Consider the following 16,168-nt stretch of genomic DNA (forward strand, 5'->3'; position numbering starts at 1 on the left):
GTACTGATTGACGAGGTCGATGAGCACGATGGCGTTGGTCACGACGATGCCGACGAGCATCAGCGCACCGATCATGCCGGCGACACCCAGGGGAACGCCCGTGATGAGCAGCATCACGATGGCACCGGTTGCGGCGAACGGCACCGACACGAGCAGTTCGAGCGGCTGACGCAGCGACTTGAAGGTGGCCACCATCACCACGTAGACGATGAGGATGGCCGCCAGCAGCGCCAACCCGAGCTGCGCGAAGGCGTCCTGCTGGTCGGTGACGACACCCCCGACCTTCGCCGTCGCCCCGTCGGGGAGCGAGAGTCCCGCAAGCGCCTCGGCGACGGTGCCCGAGGAGCTGCCGAGGTCGTCGGAGGTGGGTGTGACGGTGATGGATGCCGTGCGCAGCCCCCGCGCTGTCGTGATCGAGGGGGGCGTCTGACTCTCGTCGACCGTGGCGATCTCGTCGAGGCGCACAGCGCCCTGGGCGCTGGGGATCTCGAGCGCGCGAAGGTCGTCGATCGTCTGGGGAGGGTTGGCCGTGGCGAGGTAGACGGTCACGCCACGACCGTCAAGCTCGACCGTGCCCGCCTGCCGCGGCTGCTGCGCCCCCGACACCAGTGCGCCCACGGCGCGTTCCGACAGACCGCGCTCGGCGGCGGCGTCACGATCGACGCGCACCGAGACGAAGGGCAGGGATGCCGACAGGCTGCTGGTCACCTGACCGATGCCGTCCTGCCCCTCGAGGCCCGCGACAACGGCGTCGCTCGCCTGCTGCAGCGATTCGGAGTCGGGTGCGGTGACGTCGACGGTGATGTCGGTCGAGCCGAACCCGCCACCGGCCGCGCGTACCTCGATCTCACCGGCGTCGGTGAGGCCCTCGAGTTCGGTGCGCACGCGTTCGCGCAGCTCCACCTGATCGGCGCCGGACTCCGAGGTGATCGAGTACGTGATGCCCGTGCCCCCACCCGAGAAGGCGTCGCGCAGCGCCGAACCGCTCGAGCCGATGGAGGTCTGCACCGTCTGCACGCCCGGGGTGTCCAGCAGCACGGCCTCGACCTGCTGGGCCGCCGTGTCTTCGGCATCCAGGCTGGGGGCTGCGCCGATCTTCTGCGTGACGGTGAAGGTGTTCTGGCCGGAGTCACCGAGGAAGTCGGTCTTCAACAGCGGAACCGACGCCAGCGTGCCGCCGAGCACGAGCACCGCCAGGGTCAGGGTCACCCACGAGTGCTTCAGCGTCCAACTCAGCACCGGCACGTACGCCTTCTGCAGGCGCGTGGGCGGAGCATCGGCGGCTTCGGGGTCGACCGGGTTGCCCTCGGCATCCCGGATCACCTTTCCGGGCTTGAGGAACCACGATGCGAGCACGGGCACGATGGTCAACGACACCAGCAGCGACGCCGCCATCGCGATCGTCACCGTGAGAGAGAAGGGGCGGAACAGCTCGCCGGTGACGTCGCCGACGAAGGCGATCGGCAGGAAGACCGCGACCGAGGTGATCGTGGATGCCGTGATGGCGGCCGCCACTTCGCGTACCGCGCGAATGATGGTGGGGATCTTCTCGGCGTCGCCGACGTAGTGCCGCTTGATGTTCTCGATGACGACGATGGAGTCGTCGACGACACGGCCGATCGCGATGGTGAGGGCACCGAGGGTGAGGATGTTCAGCGAGTAGCCGAAGGCCTGGAGACCGACGAAGGTGATGAGCACGCTGGTCGGGATCGAGATGGCGGTGACCAGCGTCGAGCGCACTGACATCAGGAACACCAGGATGACCACGACGGCGAAGACGAGACCGAGCAGGCCCTCCTGCGCGAGGGCGTCGATCGACTGCTGGACGAACGGCGCCTGGTCGAAGACGACGGTGAAGGTCGCGCCCTGACCGAGCGCGGACTCCAGCGTGGGCAGCACCGCGAGCACGCCGCGCGAGACGTCGACGGTGTTGGCGGCGGGGAGCTTGGTGACGGCGATGGTCAGCGCCGGCTGCCCGTCGACGCGCGAGAGGGTCGAGACGGGGTCGGACTGCAGCTCGACCGCGGCGACGTCGCCGATCGTGGTCTGCCCCGCCTGGAACTGCGCCTGGTCGGTGGGCACGAGCGGGAGCGCGGCGATCTCGTCGACGCTCGTGAGCTTGGCGCCGGTCTGCACCGTGAGCGTCTGATCGCCCTCGGTCAGAGAGCCGCCCGGGAAGAGGATGCCGTTGGCATCCAGGGCATCGGTGATGGCCTGCTGGCTGAAGCCCCGCTCGCCGAGCCGCGAGGAGTCGGGGGTGATCGTCACGCGCTGACCGGTGCCGCCGACGATCTGGGCACCGTTGACGCCCGCGACGTCTTCGAGGTCGGGGATGACGCTCGTCTGCAGCACCGACTGCGTGGCCTGGGCGTCGGAGAAGCCCGTGACGGCGAGCTGGATGACGGGGAAGTCGTCGATGCTGGCGGAGGCGACGGTGGTGTCGGCCGACTCGGGGAGCTGGTCGTCGATGCGGGCGATGGCGGCCAGGATCTTCTGCTGGGCCGCCGCGAGATCGGTGCCGTAGGTGAACGACGCCGACACGATCGAGGAGTTCGTCGTGCTGGTCGCCGTCGTGGATTCGAGCCCCTCGACACCCCGGATGGCGTTCTCGATGGGCGTGGACACGTCGGCCTCGACCACCTCGGGCGAGGCCCCGGGGTAGGTGGTGACGACGGCGAGCTGGGGGAACTCGATCGAGGGGATGAGCTCTTGCTTGAGACTCGTCAGGGCCAGGCCGCCGAAGATCGCCGCCACGATGGTGACCAGGGCGATGAGGGCGCGGTTCTTCAGGCTCAGCACGGCCAGATACGACACGAAGCACCCTTCGGGGGTCGAGATTGGATACAGAGATGTATCGGGACAAGTATCCCATGCGCGTCGGTGAGCGGGCCGGGAAGCACCGCCGCTGTGGATCAGTCCCCGGGCGGCGCGAACCGGCGCGCGAGCGCGGCCCGGCGCACCTTGCCCGCGTCGTTGCGCAGCGGCGCGGTCGTGACGTGGAGCGCCACCGGGGCGCGGCGACCCAGGCGAGCACGCGCGTGCGCCATGATCTCCGGCGAGGATGCGCCGTCGACGAGCCGCACAGCGGCGTGGACCACCTGTCCGAGCTCGTCGTCGGCCACACCGAAGGCGACGGCCTCCTCGACGTACGGATGCGACTCCAACGCCGCCTCCACGAGTGCGGGAGCGATCTTGTCACCGCCGCGGTTGATGAGATCGTCGGCGCGATCGTGCAGGAACAGGTAGCCGTCGGCATCCACGTGACCGATGTCACCCAGGGTGTCCCACCCCTCGTCGTCGCGCCGCGAGGCCGCACCGACGTACGCGTACGCGGCGCTTGCGCCACGCCGCATCCACACCAGGCCGTTCTCGCCCGCCGGCAGATCGCCGCCGGCGCGATCGCGGATGCGGATGCGGGTTCCGCCGATCGGTCGTCCGACACTGCCGGGCCGCGCGAGCCACTGCGTTCCGGTGATGTGCGTGAGGCCGTTCGACTCGCTGCCGGCGTACACCTCGTCGACGCGCTCCGCTCCGAGCCAGTCGAGGAACGCCCGTTTGAGCTCCGGGGCGCACGGAGCCCCCATGTGCAGCACGCTCTCGATGCTCGCGACGCGCTCCACCGTTCGTTCCGAGGGGTCAAGGCGCAGGAGCCGCGTCATCATCGTCGGAACGAGTAATCCCCACGTGGCTCGATGGTCCTCGACGGCGGCCACCCAGCGCGCGGGATCGAACCGTTCGAGGACGACGAGCCGGTGGCCGGTCAGCAGGCCGCGGAACGCGTAGGTGAACACCGCGGAATGCCAGAGCGGGCCCGCGACGACCTGCGTCGCCCTCTGAGGGAGGAAGGCGGCGACGGGACGCGAGGGGTCGAGCGTCGCGGGTGCCGCCGCACGCACGATCTTGGGGCGCCCCGTGGACCCGGAGGTGGCAGGGGCCTTCCAGCAGGTGGCCGCCACGTCGGGCAGGCTCCCCTCGCGGGGCACGATGTCCACGTGGGGGAGCCACGCGACACCGGCCGATGCGGGAGGCGCGCCGATCGCCGCCGCGGGCGGGGCGATCTGCTCGAGGTCCGCCCGCTCAGACGCGGTGAGTTCGGGCGACAGCGGTTGAGGGGTGGCACCTGCGCGCCAGATACCGAAGCACGCGACGACGAAGTCGCGCCCGTTCGGCAGCGACACCGCCACGGTGTTGTCGTGATCAACCCCCCGGGTGATGAGCTCGTGCGCGAGCGCCGTGGCTGCGGCATCCAGGTCGGACGCTGTCATGACTCCCGCCGCATCGACGATGAGGGGCTCGCCGGGATCGGCCGTCGCACGTTCCGCGAGGATCGCCGAGAAGGTGCGCTCGGTCACGGTCGGCTGCGCTCCGTCACGCGGGCGTAGAACTCCTCGTGCGCGCGGGCGGCGCGATCCCATGTGTGCGCCCGGGCGAGGGCGACCCCGCCGGCCGTGTCGGTCTCGGCGACGCCGCGCAGCACCTCGTCGAGCCGCGCGGCGATCTCGGCGGGGGTCGACGCGTACAGCACCGCATCGCCGAACACCTCGCGGATCACCGGCAGGTCCCGCGCGACGACGGGCGTCGACGCCGCAAGCGCCTCCATCGCGGCGAGGCCGAAGCCCTCTTTGGTCGAGACGAACGAGAGGGCGCGGGCGGCCGCGACGAGTGCCGGCAGCGCGCCGTCGTCGACGGAACCGAGGATCGTCGGCGAGATGCCGAGCTCGACCGCGCGGGCCTCGAACCGCTCACGGTACTCGCGGTAGTCGAACAGGGTCTCGCCTCCGCCGAACACGAGGCGCACGTCCGGATGGGCCTCACGAACGAGAGCGAACGCGTCGAGGAGGTCGATCGAGCCCTTGCGCGGCTCGATGCCGCCCAGCGCGAGCACGTAGTCGCCGAGCCGCTCCCGCCACCGCTCGCGCGCACCCGCCGCCGCCGGGCCGGACGCGGCGGCGAAGCGCTCGGCATCCACTCCGTTGGCGATGACCTCGGGTCGTACGCCGTAGGCCTGCTCGACCTCGCGCGACACCGCCTGCGAGACGCACAACCGGGCCACCGGCTCGATGACGGCTCGGTCGTGGCACGCCACGAGCTGCGGCGTTGTGAAGGTGTCGAGGTGGTGGATCGTGCGGACGACCGGGATGCCACGACGCAGCGCCGCGTTCGCCGAGATGCAGTCCTGCGCGTGGACGATGTCGGCCCGCGCATCCAGCGCCGCGGCCATCAGGTCGATCGACCGCTCGATGCGCTCACCCACCCCCTCGCCCTCCTGCGACGGGAACGGCACGACGCGCACGCGCACGCGCGGGTCGACGGGCCGGAAGAAGGCAGTGTCTCCTGCGCGCCCCAGGCTCCACACCTCGACCTCGTGACCGCGAGCGGCGAGCGCTTCGGCGAGCGCAAGGGTGTGCACGACTCCGCCGCGGGGCTTTGTCGAGTACGTCAGCTGCGCGATGCGCATGGTCGTCCTTTCCGCGAAGCCGCCGCCGCGCGGTTACGCCGGGGCGCTCAGCCGGTACGCGTGTTCGGCCCGCTGCGCGAGGTGGTTGAGCGAGCGGCGCGCGCGGGCGATGTCGGCCGAGACATCGGCTTCGGCGACGGCGAGTCCACCCTTCGCCCAGGTCTTGGCGACGATCTCGCCCGCCGGGTCGACGACCTTGGCCTGGCCGAGGAAGCGCAGGCCGCCGAGCACGCCCGTCTGGTTCGACGAGACGAGGTACACCTGATTCTCGGCGGCACGTGCGCAGTCGTAGAGGTCGAAGAGGTGCGCCTGACGGTCGTTGCGGATGCGGTCGGATCGGTCGGTGACGCTGGCCGGCCAGGCGCTGAGGCACGCGATGATCTGCGCGCCGTCGAGGGCGACCGAGCGCGCGGCCTCGGGGAAGGTCTTGTCGAAGTCGATGAGCATGCCGATCCGCCCGACGGGGGTGTCGAACGCGCGGAAGTCGTCGCCGGCGGCGTAGACCTCCGACTCCCCCAGCGGCAGGTGCACCTTGCGATGGACGCCGAGCACCCCCTCACCCGTGACGCAGACCGCCGCGTTGTAGCGTCGCTCCACGCCGTTCTCGATCGCGCGCTCGGCGATCCCGAAGCAGACCGTCATGTCCCCGGCGAGCGCGACGATCGCCGCCACCTCGGGACCGTCGATCTCGACGGCGTGGGGGATGCCGTCGCCCTCATCGACCGGGTGGTGCAAGTCGAGCAGATAGCCGCCGATGGTGGCATCCGGGAGCACGAGCAGGTCGGTCCCGTGTTCGCGGGCGTCCTCGACGATGCCGGGGAGCTTCGCGAGCGTGCGTTCGACGTCGCGACCGAAGTGGGCCGCCACCGCAGCCATCGTGACGGATGCCATTTCTCGAGCGTACGCGGTGGCCGCTCAGCGCACCGCGAGGGCTCCCTGCGACGCCGTGACGACCTGTTCGGCGACGTGCTCGGCGTCTCTGGCGATCGCGTGGAACCGCCCCGACCCCCACGTGTGCAGCCACGGGAGACCGACGAACGAGAACCCCGGGACCGCCGTCGCTCCGCGCTCGTGGACCGGTTGGCCGCTCGCGTCGAGCACGTCGAGCTCGCCCAGCCACGACCAGTCCGCGCGGAAGCCGATCGCCCAGACGACGGCATCCACCTCGGCGAGGTCGAGTTGCGTGGGGCCGGACGGAGGCGTCCACACGGGAGCGCGGCGGGGTTCGAACGGTACGTCGATGCCCTCGCGGGCGATGTAGGCGTCGATGTCGTTCTTGATCGACTCGGCGACCGAGTCGGCGTGGTCGAGGTGGGCGGCCAGCGTGTCGTCGAAAGCGAGCACGCCGCCCGAGATGCCCGTCGCCCGCCCGTGCAGCCGCATCCCCTGCGTCGCGAACACGCGCAGGTCGATGTCCCGCCCCCCGTCGCGCCCGGTGACGTAGTGGTTGGTCGCCGCGCGCTTGGCCGCGGCTTGCACCCCCGCGGGCACGTCGTACACGCCCATGTCGGCGAGCCACGTCATGCAGTCGCGCCCCCGGTAGAACCGTGCCACGCGCGGCGCCCGCCCCACGGCCAGGTGCACCTGCCGCCCCTCGAGGTGGAGGTCTTCGGCGATCTGGGTCCCGGATTGTCCGGTGCCCACGACGAGCACCGAGCCGGGCAGCTGTCCGGCGTTGCGATAGTGGTGCGAGTGCATCTGCACGACGCGATCGGCGATGTCGGCGGCCCACGACGGCGTGATCGGGCGGTGGTACCCGCCCGTGGCCGAGGTCACGGTGTCGGCCGTGATGACCCCGGCGCTGGTCGTGACGACGAACACCCCGTCGTCACGGCGATCGACACGGTGCACCTCCACGCCCTCGGCGAGCGGTGCGTCGAACGTGTCGGCGTAGCCGCGCACCCAGGAGTACACCTCGTCACGGGTCATGAACCCGTCGGGGTCGGGACCGTCGTAGGGGTAACCGGGCAGTCGGCACTGCCAGTTGGGGGTGACGAGGGTGAAGTTGTCCCACCGTCCGTCGCGCCACTCGTGCGCCGCCGATTCGCGTTCGATCACAACGTGCCGCACCCCCGCGCGCTCGAGGTGCCAGCTCACCGAGAGTCCGGCCTGGCCCCCGCCCACGATCACGGCCGGGTAGTGGTCGCCCGGGCGCAGCTCGACGGGGATCATGACGCCCCCACAGGCAGGGGCGGCTCCATGCGCAGCACGGTGACCTCCCCGTCGGGATACGCGGCGGCCGCGCGGACGATCTCGTCCCGGGATGCCATGGCCGAGGTGCAGGCGAAGCCGTACGCGGCGCGCACGCGTTCGCCCGCGGCATCCAGCGCCTCACCGGCGCGCGCGACGAACTCGGCGACGCCGTATCGAGCGCCCGTCGACAGGTAGTCGTGCATGACGAGGCTGGGTGAGTAGTGCGAGGACTCGGCGCCGTCGGGCCAGCGGACGGCGAAGCGCATCTCAGGCATGAGCGAGCTCCCTCCACGCCTCGACGTGCGCGCCGGTGGAGGCAGCGACCGGGCCGTACACGTCGGGGCGCCGATCGCGAAGGTGGAACATGCCGCCGCGCATCGCACGGAAGGTCTCGGCGACGTCGATCTCGGCGATCGCCAGGCCGGTGCCCAGCAGCGTCGTCGCAAGGACGTTGCCGCCGGGGTCGACCACCTTCGCGTTGCCGACATAACGGAGCGACCCGAAGGTGCCCGACTGATTGGATGCCAGCCAGAACACCTGATTGTCGAGGGCGCGCGCGATGTCGAATTGGTTGAACCGGTACGTCCACCGGTCGTCCTGCAGGTTCTCGGCGGTCGCCGTGCGGGCGGCGGGCCACGCCGACATGCTCACGACGATCTCGGCGCCGTCGAGGGCGAGCATGCGCGCGGCCTCGGGGAATGCCTTGTCGTAGCAGATCTGCATCCCGACCCGGCCGACGGGGGTGTCGAAGGCGCGGTAGGTGTCCCCCGCCGAGTACGACATGTTCTCGCCCAGCGGCTGGTGCACCTTGCGGTACGAGCCGTAGATGTTCTCGCCGTCCAGGCAGACCGCGGCGTTGTACCGCGTCTCCCCGTCTTCGGCGAGCTCGCAGAACCCGATCGTGAGCACCATGTCGCCCGCGAGTTCCTGCACCCGGGCGATCTCGGGGCCGTCGAGGCGGATCGCCGGCGGCATCGAGCGCGTGGTCGTCTTGATGGTGTCGCCGTGGTTGCCGAGCGACGAGAGGTAGCCGCCGATCGCGGCCTCGGGGAACGCCATGAACGACACCCCCGCGGCCCGCGCTTGACCGATGAGGTCGGCGATGAGGGCGTAGTTCTGCTCCAGATCCCGGGTGAAGTTCGCCGAGACGGAGGCAACGGTGATCGACATGGCGAGCCTCAGAGGTTGTAGACGGAGTTGATGATCGCGCCCTTGCGCGCGTAGTAGATGACCGCGTCCTGCACATCCAGCGGGTGCGCGGGGATGACGCCCTCGATGATGTCCTCTTCGCGGATGCCGTGCAGCGCCAGGCCGAAGCGGCAGCAGTAGACCGTGCCACCCTCCTTGATGAAGGTCTCGAGGGAGTTGTTCATGTTCAGCTCGCCGGGGAAGCCCGCATCTCCCGTGGTGGGGAAGCCGCGGTTCGCGGCGGCCGCGAGGGTGCCCGGGCCGTACAGGTAGATGGCCGACTCGAAGCCCTTACGGAGGGCTCGGGTCGCCTGCAGGATCGCGACGAAGCTCACCGACGACTCGTGCGGGATGCCGTGGATGAGCGTGAAGTACGACTCACCGTTCTCGGCCTGGAAGTCGGGGAACAGCTTGGTGGAGCCGTAGATGTTGCTGCCCTTGGGGAGCGAGGGGTGCGGGATCTCGCCGAGGGATGCGGCGATGTTCTCCGCGATCTGGGCGTCGAGGTCGGTGGTCATGTTCGTGTCCTTCGCGTCGGGTGGAGCCGGGGATGGAGCGCGTGTCTGGTTACCAGGTTCGCGTCCGGGTGTTTCGGATTGGTTTCGTCCGGAATGAGGTTGCGTTACGCCTTGCCGAGTCCGGTGGCACCGGCGGCGACGACAGAGGTCTCGACGCCGTCGGGCCAGCGCAGCGCGACGCCGGAGCCCGTGGTGAGCTCTCCGATGGTCGCCGAGCTCGCGAGCGGCGAGGCGAGGGTCGCGGTCCCGGCGGTCACCATGCCGAAGCCGGGGAAGCAGGTCAGCCAGTCACCGAACCCGACGCCCTGCGGGGCGGGAATCTCGGCCACGTCGATAAGGGCCCCCGCGCCCGAAGCCTCGGCGAGCATCGCGGCGGTGCCGACGATGCCGGCCATGCTCACGTCTTTCGCCGCTGCGGGGCGCTGCTCGGGCACGAGTCCCGCGAGGTGGCGCAGCTCGGCGCCGGCGCGGGTCGACGTCGAATCCCACTGGCGGCCCTCGAAGCCGCGCCGCCATCGTCCGTGCAGGTCGACGGTGAGCCCGAGCGTCTGCCCCGGTCGACCTCCGCCGCCGGGCACGGGATGCTCGGTGCGCCCGAGGGCGGTCACCGCGAGTGACGATGCTCCACCCCACTGCGTGTGACCGCCGAGGATGGGCACGCCCCACGCCACGGCGGCGTTGCGAAACCCCGACACGATCCGGCGAACGGCCGAGGCGGTCGGCGCCGACACGGCATCCATCAGTCCGACGGCACGCGCGCCCATCGCGGACAGGTCGTTGACGTTCACCAGTACGCCGCACCACCCGGCCCACTCGGGGTCTCTGTCGATGAGTGCGGGCAGGATCGCGTCGGTGGCGACCACGACGTCGGTGCCGGCGATGAGCGCGCCGTCGTCACCGACCCAACCGGGGCCGCCGAGGCCCTCGGGATGGTCGTCGCGGATGCCCGAGAGGAGAGCACCCAGTGGTTGCTTCGTCGCGGCCACGAGCGCGGCGAACCTGTCGACGGGCCACCGCATCCGCACGTGCGGAGCACCAGCGACGGTCGTATCGCCCCACCGTTCCCACCCCAGGTGACGAAAGAGCGGCTCGTTGCGCTCCTGGACGGTGGCTTCGAACCGCACCACACCCCGCTGGACGGCCTCGCGGCACGCGGCGCGCACGAGAGCGGAACCGATCCCGCCGGCATTGCGGGCATCGCGACGCACCGCGAGCCGACTGCCGGTCCACCACCCGATGTCGCGGGGCGTCGCCGGAGCCAGACGAACGCCGCCGAGAACGTCACCGGAGGCTGCCACCGCAACCAGCACGACCGTGCGCGGATCATCGTCGACGTCGTCGTCGTCTCGTCCCGCGAACAAGCCCTGCTCGCGCACGAACACGTCGCGGCGGATCACCCGGTACGCGCCGACCTGCATCGGGTCGGCGACGCGGATCTCCCACGCCAGCGGCTCCGTCCGCGGGCGCGAACCGGTCAGCACCGGCACGTCGAACATCATGCACCTGCCGTCTTGAGGATGCTGCACGCCCCGCACGCGGCGCAGCCGGCGCGTTGATCTTCGCCGCGCATCCCCGCCGCGTGCAACAGACCCGCCACGCGGGTCGTGATGTCGTCGACGACGGCACGGTGCGGCGCCGGCACCTTGTCGACGTCGGTGGCGAGCGTGCCCTTCAGCGGCCGGAACGGCACGACGAAGGGGTACACCCCCATCTCGATGAGTTCTCGCGCCCCCTCGACCGCCTCATCGGGATCTTCTCCCATTCCGACGATGAGGTAGGTCGACACCTGGTTCCAGCCGAAGACCCGCACCGCTTCGCGCCAGGCGGCGCGATACTCGTCCATGCTCACGCGGGACTTCCCCGGCATCCATCTGCGTCGCACCTCGTCATCCATGGACTCGACATGGATACCGATGGATCGGGCGCCCGCGTCGTACAGGTCGGTGATGGCCTGCAGGTCGGCCGGGGGCTCGCACTGCACTTGGATCTCGAGCTGCGGCACCGCCGCCTTCACCGCGCGGACGCACCGGGCGAGGTGCTTGGCGCCGCGGTCCCACCCGTTGGATGTGCCGGTCGTCATGACCATGTGCGTCACGCCGTCCAGCCGCACCGCGGCCTCGGCCACCTCGGCCAGCATCGCCGGCGTCTTCACCGCGATCGTCATGCCGGCGTCGAGCGACGCCTCGATCGCGCAGAACCGGCACCGCTCGCTCTCGTCGTAGCGCACGCACGTCTGCACGACGGTCGTGGCCAGCACGTTCTTGCCATGGAGCTTCGCGATCTGGTCGTACGCCACGCCCTCGTCGGTCTGCAGATCGTAGAAACGCGGCCGCACGACGGGGGCCACGTCGAAGCCGAGGTCGGCCCCGTCGCGTGTCAGCCGGCCGGCGGCCGTGACCACGTACGGACTGTTCGGGTTGAGGGGGATCGCCGCTCCCTCCCCGTCGACGACGAAGTGGCCGTCGTCGCTGGGACCCGCCCCACCCGTGCGCCGCACGGGAGCGTCGCTGCGGACGCCGAGGAGAGCTAGGCTGACACGGGTCGACACCCGGTCGCGGTCCGCCGGTGCAAGCGCTGAGACGTTGTCCATGCAGACCAGTAGAACCACGGGGTGTTTCCACACGACGACGACCGGATAGCAGTCGTGTTTCGCCTCCTCCGACTCCGCCGCTCGTCACCGCGGGGCCGCAGCCCGCGGTCTGAGCCCGTCGCGGTGACCGGCCCGCCGCACCCCCGTCGCTGGGCCCGTCGGCGGGACCGGCACCGGTCAGAACAGCGACCCGAGCGCCAATCCCGCCGCGGCCGCGAACAACGACCCCGCGAACGACACCGTCGCGTACGTCGTCGCCGTCGCCGTACGCCCCTCCTCGGCGAGAAGCACCGTGGTCACCGCGACCGCGCTGAAGGTCGTGTATCCGCCGAGCAGGCCGGTGCCCACGATCCATCGCCAGGCCTCGTCGGCGGGGAGCATGCTCAGGATGCCGAGCGCGAAGGCGCCCGTGACGTTGACGACGAGGATCCCCCACGGAAACCGGTCGCCGGTCGCGCGCCGCACCGCGGTGTCGAGCAGGAACCGCAGCGCTGCACCGACTCCCCCGGCGACGGCCACGACGACGAAGACGAGGGGGGTCATCGCTGCCGCCGCCCGCCGCGGCCGAGCACCAGGCCACCCCAGGCCGCCCCCGTGCCGAGCACCACCGAACCGATGCCCCACCACAGCAGGCCCGGCTCGGCCGCCTCGACGGCCAGCGCACTGTAGGTCGTGAACCCGCCGAGCACGCCGGTGCCGAGGAACAGCTGCACGCGCTGCGCGCGCGACGATGCCGGCATCCGGGATCTCCACCCGAACAGGATGCCGATCGCGAACGCCCCCACGACGTTGATGAGCGGCACGAGAGCGGACCCCAGGTCGTCACCGATCGCGAGGGTGATGCCCGCGCGCAGGGCGGTGCCGATCGCGCCGCCCACGGCGACGAGAACGACGTCGCGCCACATCTTCACCGCGCCACCCTACGCCGCGCGGACGCACGGTGGCGGACGCGGTCACTCGCCCAGGATCAGGCGCCGGATCGCGGCATCCTTCGATCCTCCGAGGTCCATCGTGCGGCCCTTGCGATACAGCGAGAACACCCGAGGGTCGATGTAGCTCGCGCGGGCGACGGCGGGAGTGTTGCCGAGCGCCTCGGCGGTGGCGCGGACGGCGGCGACCTCCGCCTTCTTGCGCTCGTTCTTGCCCCCGGTCGCGCCGACCTGGGCGAGTGATTCGGCGGCGAGGATCGTGCCCCGCAGCGTCCGGAAGTCCTTCGCGCTGAACGGCCCGCCCGTGAGCGAGCGCACGTAGGCGTTGACGTCGCCCGGTGTCAGCGGCACTCGGCGGCGACCCCGCTTGTAACTCAGCAGCGCGGCACGCGAGCGCCCGAGGGCGAGCTCCTCGACGATGGATGCCAACTCCGCATCACGCAGAGACAGCTCGGCGCGCTTGCCGCTCTTGGCCGGGAACGACAGGCGCACGAGGTCGCCCTCGACGATCGCGTCGCGCCTCTGCAACGTCGTCAGCCCGCGGCTGCCGTTGGTGACGAAGTAGCGCGCGTTACCCACGCGAGGCGCCACGAGGTCGAGGAAACGGAACGACACCGCCAGTACCCGCTCCCGGTCGGCCTCGGCGCGGCGCAACGACTGCGTCACCCGCGCGCGAGCCCGCGGCAGCGCTTCCGCCAACTGCAGCGCGCGGGCGAACTTGCCCTTGTCCTGCCGCTTCGACCAGTCGGCGTGGTACGTGTACTGCCGCCGGCCCGCCTCGTCCGTGCCGACCGCCTGGATGTGCGCGTTCGCCGTCGTGGCGATCCACACCTCGCGCCACGCCGGAGGGATGACGAGACCGCGCGCACGCTCGGCGTCACGCTCGGGCACGGCCGCGCCGGTGTGGTCGACGTATCGGAAGCCCGAGCCCGATCGCACCCGGCGGAAGCCCGGGTCTTCGTACGGCCGGACGCGGATGAGGCGAGGCATCGCGTCAGTGGTTTCGGAGCAGGTCGATCAGCTCCGCCTTCTTCTTGCCCGAGTACCCGGTGATGCCCAGTTCTTTCGCGCGCTTCTTGAGCTCATCGACGGTGCGGTCCTCGTAGTTCTCGGCGTGACCGCCCTTCTCACCGACCGCTTCGCGGCCTTCGGCTGCGGCAGCGTTCGAGATGCGGGCCGCCTTCTCTTTCGAGTCGCCCTGCTTTCGCAGCTCCTCGTACAGTTCAGGGTCCTTCAGACTGCCGGATCCACGTCCTCGGGGCATGACCGTCTCCTTCCGTCGGGATCATGACGCTACGGGCGACATCTGCCACGAGCGCGCGGGGTTGACAATGCGCCGGGACGCCGAGGTTCTGAGCCCATCGAGGCCACCGGTCCAGCCTGCCCGGAGACACAGCCACCTCACACTTTCGGGAGGTTGACGCGAACGCGATATATCGCGATACTCAACGTAACGCGATATATCGCGAGTGAGGAGCCCCAGCCATGGAGAAATGGATCATCCACCCCGGAGAGACGCGCGTCATCGACCTCGATGCCGTGCGCGAGCTCAAGATCGGCCTCGTCGGCGGACAGGTCGACGTCATCGCCCACGATGAGCCCGACACGCGCATCGAAGTGCACGGCGTCACCGTGAAAGACCTCCGCATCGAGGTCGTCGACGGCCGCCTAGAGATCGACCACCCGCAGCTGCGCTGGGACAACTTCCTCGAGGTGTTCCGCAACTTCGGCGCCGGCGGCCCCAAGGCCGAGGTCAGCGTCGCCGTCCCCCGGGCCGTCGGCCTGACCCTCGGCGTCGTCAGCGCGAGCGCGCTCGTCGCGGGCCTCCGCACCGACGTACGCCTGAACACCGTCTCGGGCGACATCATGGTCGACGGCCTCGTCGGCGACGTCGACCTCAACGCCGTCTCGGGCGACGTGCAGGTGCGCGAGCTCGACGGCGCCCTGAGCGCCAACAGCGTCTCGGGCGACATCGCGGCCACGGGCCGCATCACCAAGGCGTCGATCGACACGGTGTCGGGAGCGATGCTCGTCGACTCCAGCGGAACCACCCAGTCGATCAGCCTCAACTCCGTCAGCGGCACGGCCACCGTGCGGCTCGACCGCTCGCTTCCGGCCAATTACGTCTCGCGCTCGGTCAGCGGCCGCGTGCAGATCGACGGTCAGGTGCGCTCGGGCAAGGGCCCCACCAACTACACCGGCTCGACCGGTGCCCTCGCCGGGTCGTTCGTCGACGTGCGCGCCAACACCGTCTCGGGCGAGATCACGGTTCTCCGGCGTGGCATCTCGGGCCTGCGTCCCGAGGAACTCGCCGGAGAGGAGGAGTGGTGATGAGCCCCGTCTTCTCGCACGGCGACCTGCGTCTGTACATCCTCAGCCTGCTCGATGAGGCGCCGCGCCACGGCTACGACCTGATGCAGGCGCTCAGCGAACGCACCGGCGGCACGTACTCGCCCTCCGCCGGCACGATCTATCCCCGGCTCTCCAAGCTCGAGGAAGAGGGCCTGGTCACCAAGACCGTCGACGGTCGCAAGACCGTCTACCAGATCACGGATGCCGGTCGCGCCGAGGTGTCGACGCGCACCGGCGATCTCGAGGGCATCCAGGCGGGTCTGGCCGACAGCGTCCGCCTCATCGCGGACGAGGTGCGCGGAAGCGTACGGGATGCCATGCGGAGCCTGCGTGCCGACCTGGCCGCCGCGTCCCGCGAGGAGCGCGAGCAGGCGCACGCGGCTCCCGTCGACGACCCCCGTGCGCGCAGCCGCGAGCAGCTCTCGCGTGCCGACGCAGCGATCACCGAGTTCCGCGGCCGCATGCGCTCGGAACTCCGGTCGCACGTCGCCCGCGGCGGCGAGCTCGCGGCATCCGGAGTCGACGAGATCGAGGCGGCGCTGCGTCAGGCGTCCGAGGCGGTGACCCGCGCGATGCGCGGCTAAGGCCTGGACCAAGCGCAACGGGTCCCCCTCGCCCGGCGGCGAGGGGGACCCGAGACCTGCGAATCAATCGGACTTCAGGACGATCATCGCTGTGTAGGAGCTGTTCGAGTTGGTGCCCAGTCGCTGAACCACACGACCCGCCGCCGCACTCATCGACACGGGAGCGGTGCGGTCTGTCAGTGAGCCATCACCGACCTGACCGTTGGCACTGGCCCCCCAGGCCTTCACCGACCCATCCGACAACAACGCGTACCCGGTCGCTGCGCCGACCGTGATCTGTGTCACACCCGACGACAAGCCCGACACCGAAGTCGGCGTCAACCGATTCGTCGTCGACCCATCACCCACCTGACCGC

Annotated in this window: 16 protein-coding genes and 1 pseudogene; 2 read left to right on the forward strand and 15 right to left on the reverse strand. The window is 70.5% G+C overall.

Annotation, left to right across the window (positions count from 1 at the left end):
• The 14 genes from RWP81_RS06450 to RWP81_RS06515 all read right to left on the reverse strand — a co-directional run.
• Positions 1-2,814: efflux RND transporter permease subunit (locus tag RWP81_RS06450; RefSeq protein ID WP_314453759.1), on the reverse strand; the 2,814-nt coding region annotated here is incomplete at its 3' end.
• A gap of 98 nt (positions 2,815-2,912) precedes the next feature.
• Positions 2,913-4,352, reverse strand: coding sequence for an AMP-binding protein (locus RWP81_RS06455; protein WP_314453761.1), 1,440 nt, complete (start codon positions 4,350-4,352; stop codon positions 2,913-2,915).
• A complete protein-coding gene (locus tag RWP81_RS06460) occupies positions 4,349-5,458 on the reverse strand; it encodes an MSMEG_0565 family glycosyltransferase (RefSeq protein WP_314453763.1) in 1,110 nt (369 codons plus the stop codon). Before RWP81_RS06460 ends, RWP81_RS06455 begins: the two co-directional genes overlap by 4 nt.
• A gap of 33 nt (positions 5,459-5,491) precedes the next feature.
• The gene (locus tag RWP81_RS06465; protein WP_314453766.1) at positions 5,492-6,349 is read right to left on the reverse strand and encodes a carbon-nitrogen hydrolase family protein; all 858 of its coding nucleotides are present in this window, start codon (positions 6,347-6,349) and stop codon (positions 5,492-5,494) included.
• Between the two features lie 24 nt (positions 6,350-6,373).
• Positions 6,374-7,630: an MSMEG_0569 family flavin-dependent oxidoreductase gene (locus tag RWP81_RS06470; RefSeq protein ID WP_314453768.1), complete on the reverse strand. Its 1,257-nt coding sequence runs from the start codon at positions 7,628-7,630 to the stop codon at positions 6,374-6,376.
• A complete protein-coding gene (locus tag RWP81_RS06475; RefSeq protein ID WP_314453771.1) occupies positions 7,627-7,926 on the reverse strand; it encodes an MSMEG_0570 family nitrogen starvation response protein in 300 nt (99 codons plus the stop codon). The genes RWP81_RS06470 and RWP81_RS06475 overlap by 4 nt, the downstream gene beginning before the upstream one ends.
• Positions 7,919-8,821: a carbon-nitrogen hydrolase family protein gene (locus RWP81_RS06480; protein WP_314453773.1), complete on the reverse strand. Its 903-nt coding sequence runs from the start codon at positions 8,819-8,821 to the stop codon at positions 7,919-7,921. The genes RWP81_RS06475 and RWP81_RS06480 overlap by 8 nt, the downstream gene beginning before the upstream one ends.
• Positions 8,822-8,829: 8 nt before the next feature.
• The gene (locus RWP81_RS06485) at positions 8,830-9,357 is read right to left on the reverse strand and encodes an MSMEG_0572/Sll0783 family nitrogen starvation response protein (protein ID WP_055959592.1); all 528 of its coding nucleotides are present in this window, start codon (positions 9,355-9,357) and stop codon (positions 8,830-8,832) included.
• A gap of 104 nt (positions 9,358-9,461) precedes the next feature.
• Complete coding sequence (locus RWP81_RS06490) at positions 9,462-10,856, reverse strand: MSMEG_0567/sll0787 family protein (protein ID WP_314453777.1); 1,395 nt, start codon at positions 10,854-10,856, stop codon at positions 9,462-9,464.
• Complete coding sequence (locus RWP81_RS06495) at positions 10,853-11,947, reverse strand: MSMEG_0568 family radical SAM protein (RefSeq protein ID WP_314453780.1); 1,095 nt, start codon at positions 11,945-11,947, stop codon at positions 10,853-10,855. The genes RWP81_RS06490 and RWP81_RS06495 overlap by 4 nt, the downstream gene beginning before the upstream one ends.
• Positions 11,948-12,124: 177 nt before the next feature.
• Entirely contained in the window at positions 12,125-12,490 is a 366-nt protein-coding gene (locus RWP81_RS06500; RefSeq protein ID WP_314453782.1) for a CrcB family protein, read from the reverse strand.
• Positions 12,487-12,852 (reverse strand): CrcB family protein, encoded by a 366-nt coding sequence (locus RWP81_RS06505; RefSeq protein WP_314453794.1) that lies wholly within the window; start codon positions 12,850-12,852, stop codon positions 12,487-12,489. Before RWP81_RS06505 ends, RWP81_RS06500 begins: the two co-directional genes overlap by 4 nt.
• Positions 12,853-12,900: 48 nt before the next feature.
• Entirely contained in the window at positions 12,901-13,866 is a 966-nt protein-coding gene (locus RWP81_RS06510; protein WP_314453785.1) for a DNA topoisomerase IB, read from the reverse strand.
• A gap of 4 nt (positions 13,867-13,870) precedes the next feature.
• On the reverse strand, positions 13,871-14,140 hold the full coding sequence (locus tag RWP81_RS06515) for a Rho termination factor N-terminal domain-containing protein (protein ID WP_314453787.1): 270 nt from the start codon (positions 14,138-14,140) through the stop codon (positions 13,871-13,873).
• A 221-nt stretch (positions 14,141-14,361) separates the two neighbouring features.
• Between RWP81_RS06515 and RWP81_RS06520 the strand changes: the two genes are divergently transcribed.
• Both RWP81_RS06520 and RWP81_RS06525 read left to right on the forward strand, forming a co-directional pair.
• Positions 14,362-15,207 (forward strand): DUF4097 family beta strand repeat-containing protein, encoded by an 846-nt coding sequence (locus RWP81_RS06520; RefSeq protein ID WP_314453790.1) that lies wholly within the window; start codon positions 14,362-14,364, stop codon positions 15,205-15,207.
• Entirely contained in the window at positions 15,207-15,812 is a 606-nt protein-coding gene (locus RWP81_RS06525; protein WP_314453792.1) for a PadR family transcriptional regulator, read from the forward strand. Before RWP81_RS06520 ends, RWP81_RS06525 begins: the two co-directional genes overlap by 1 nt.
• Positions 15,813-15,875: 63 nt before the next feature.
• Here the strand turns inward: RWP81_RS06525 and RWP81_RS06530 are convergent.
• A pseudogene (locus tag RWP81_RS06530) lies at positions 15,876-16,168 on the reverse strand (hypothetical protein); the annotation flags it as partial.

It is taken from the genome of uncultured Microbacterium sp., assembly GCF_963521695.1.
Lineage (GTDB): Bacteria > Actinomycetota > Actinomycetes > Actinomycetales > Microbacteriaceae > Microbacterium.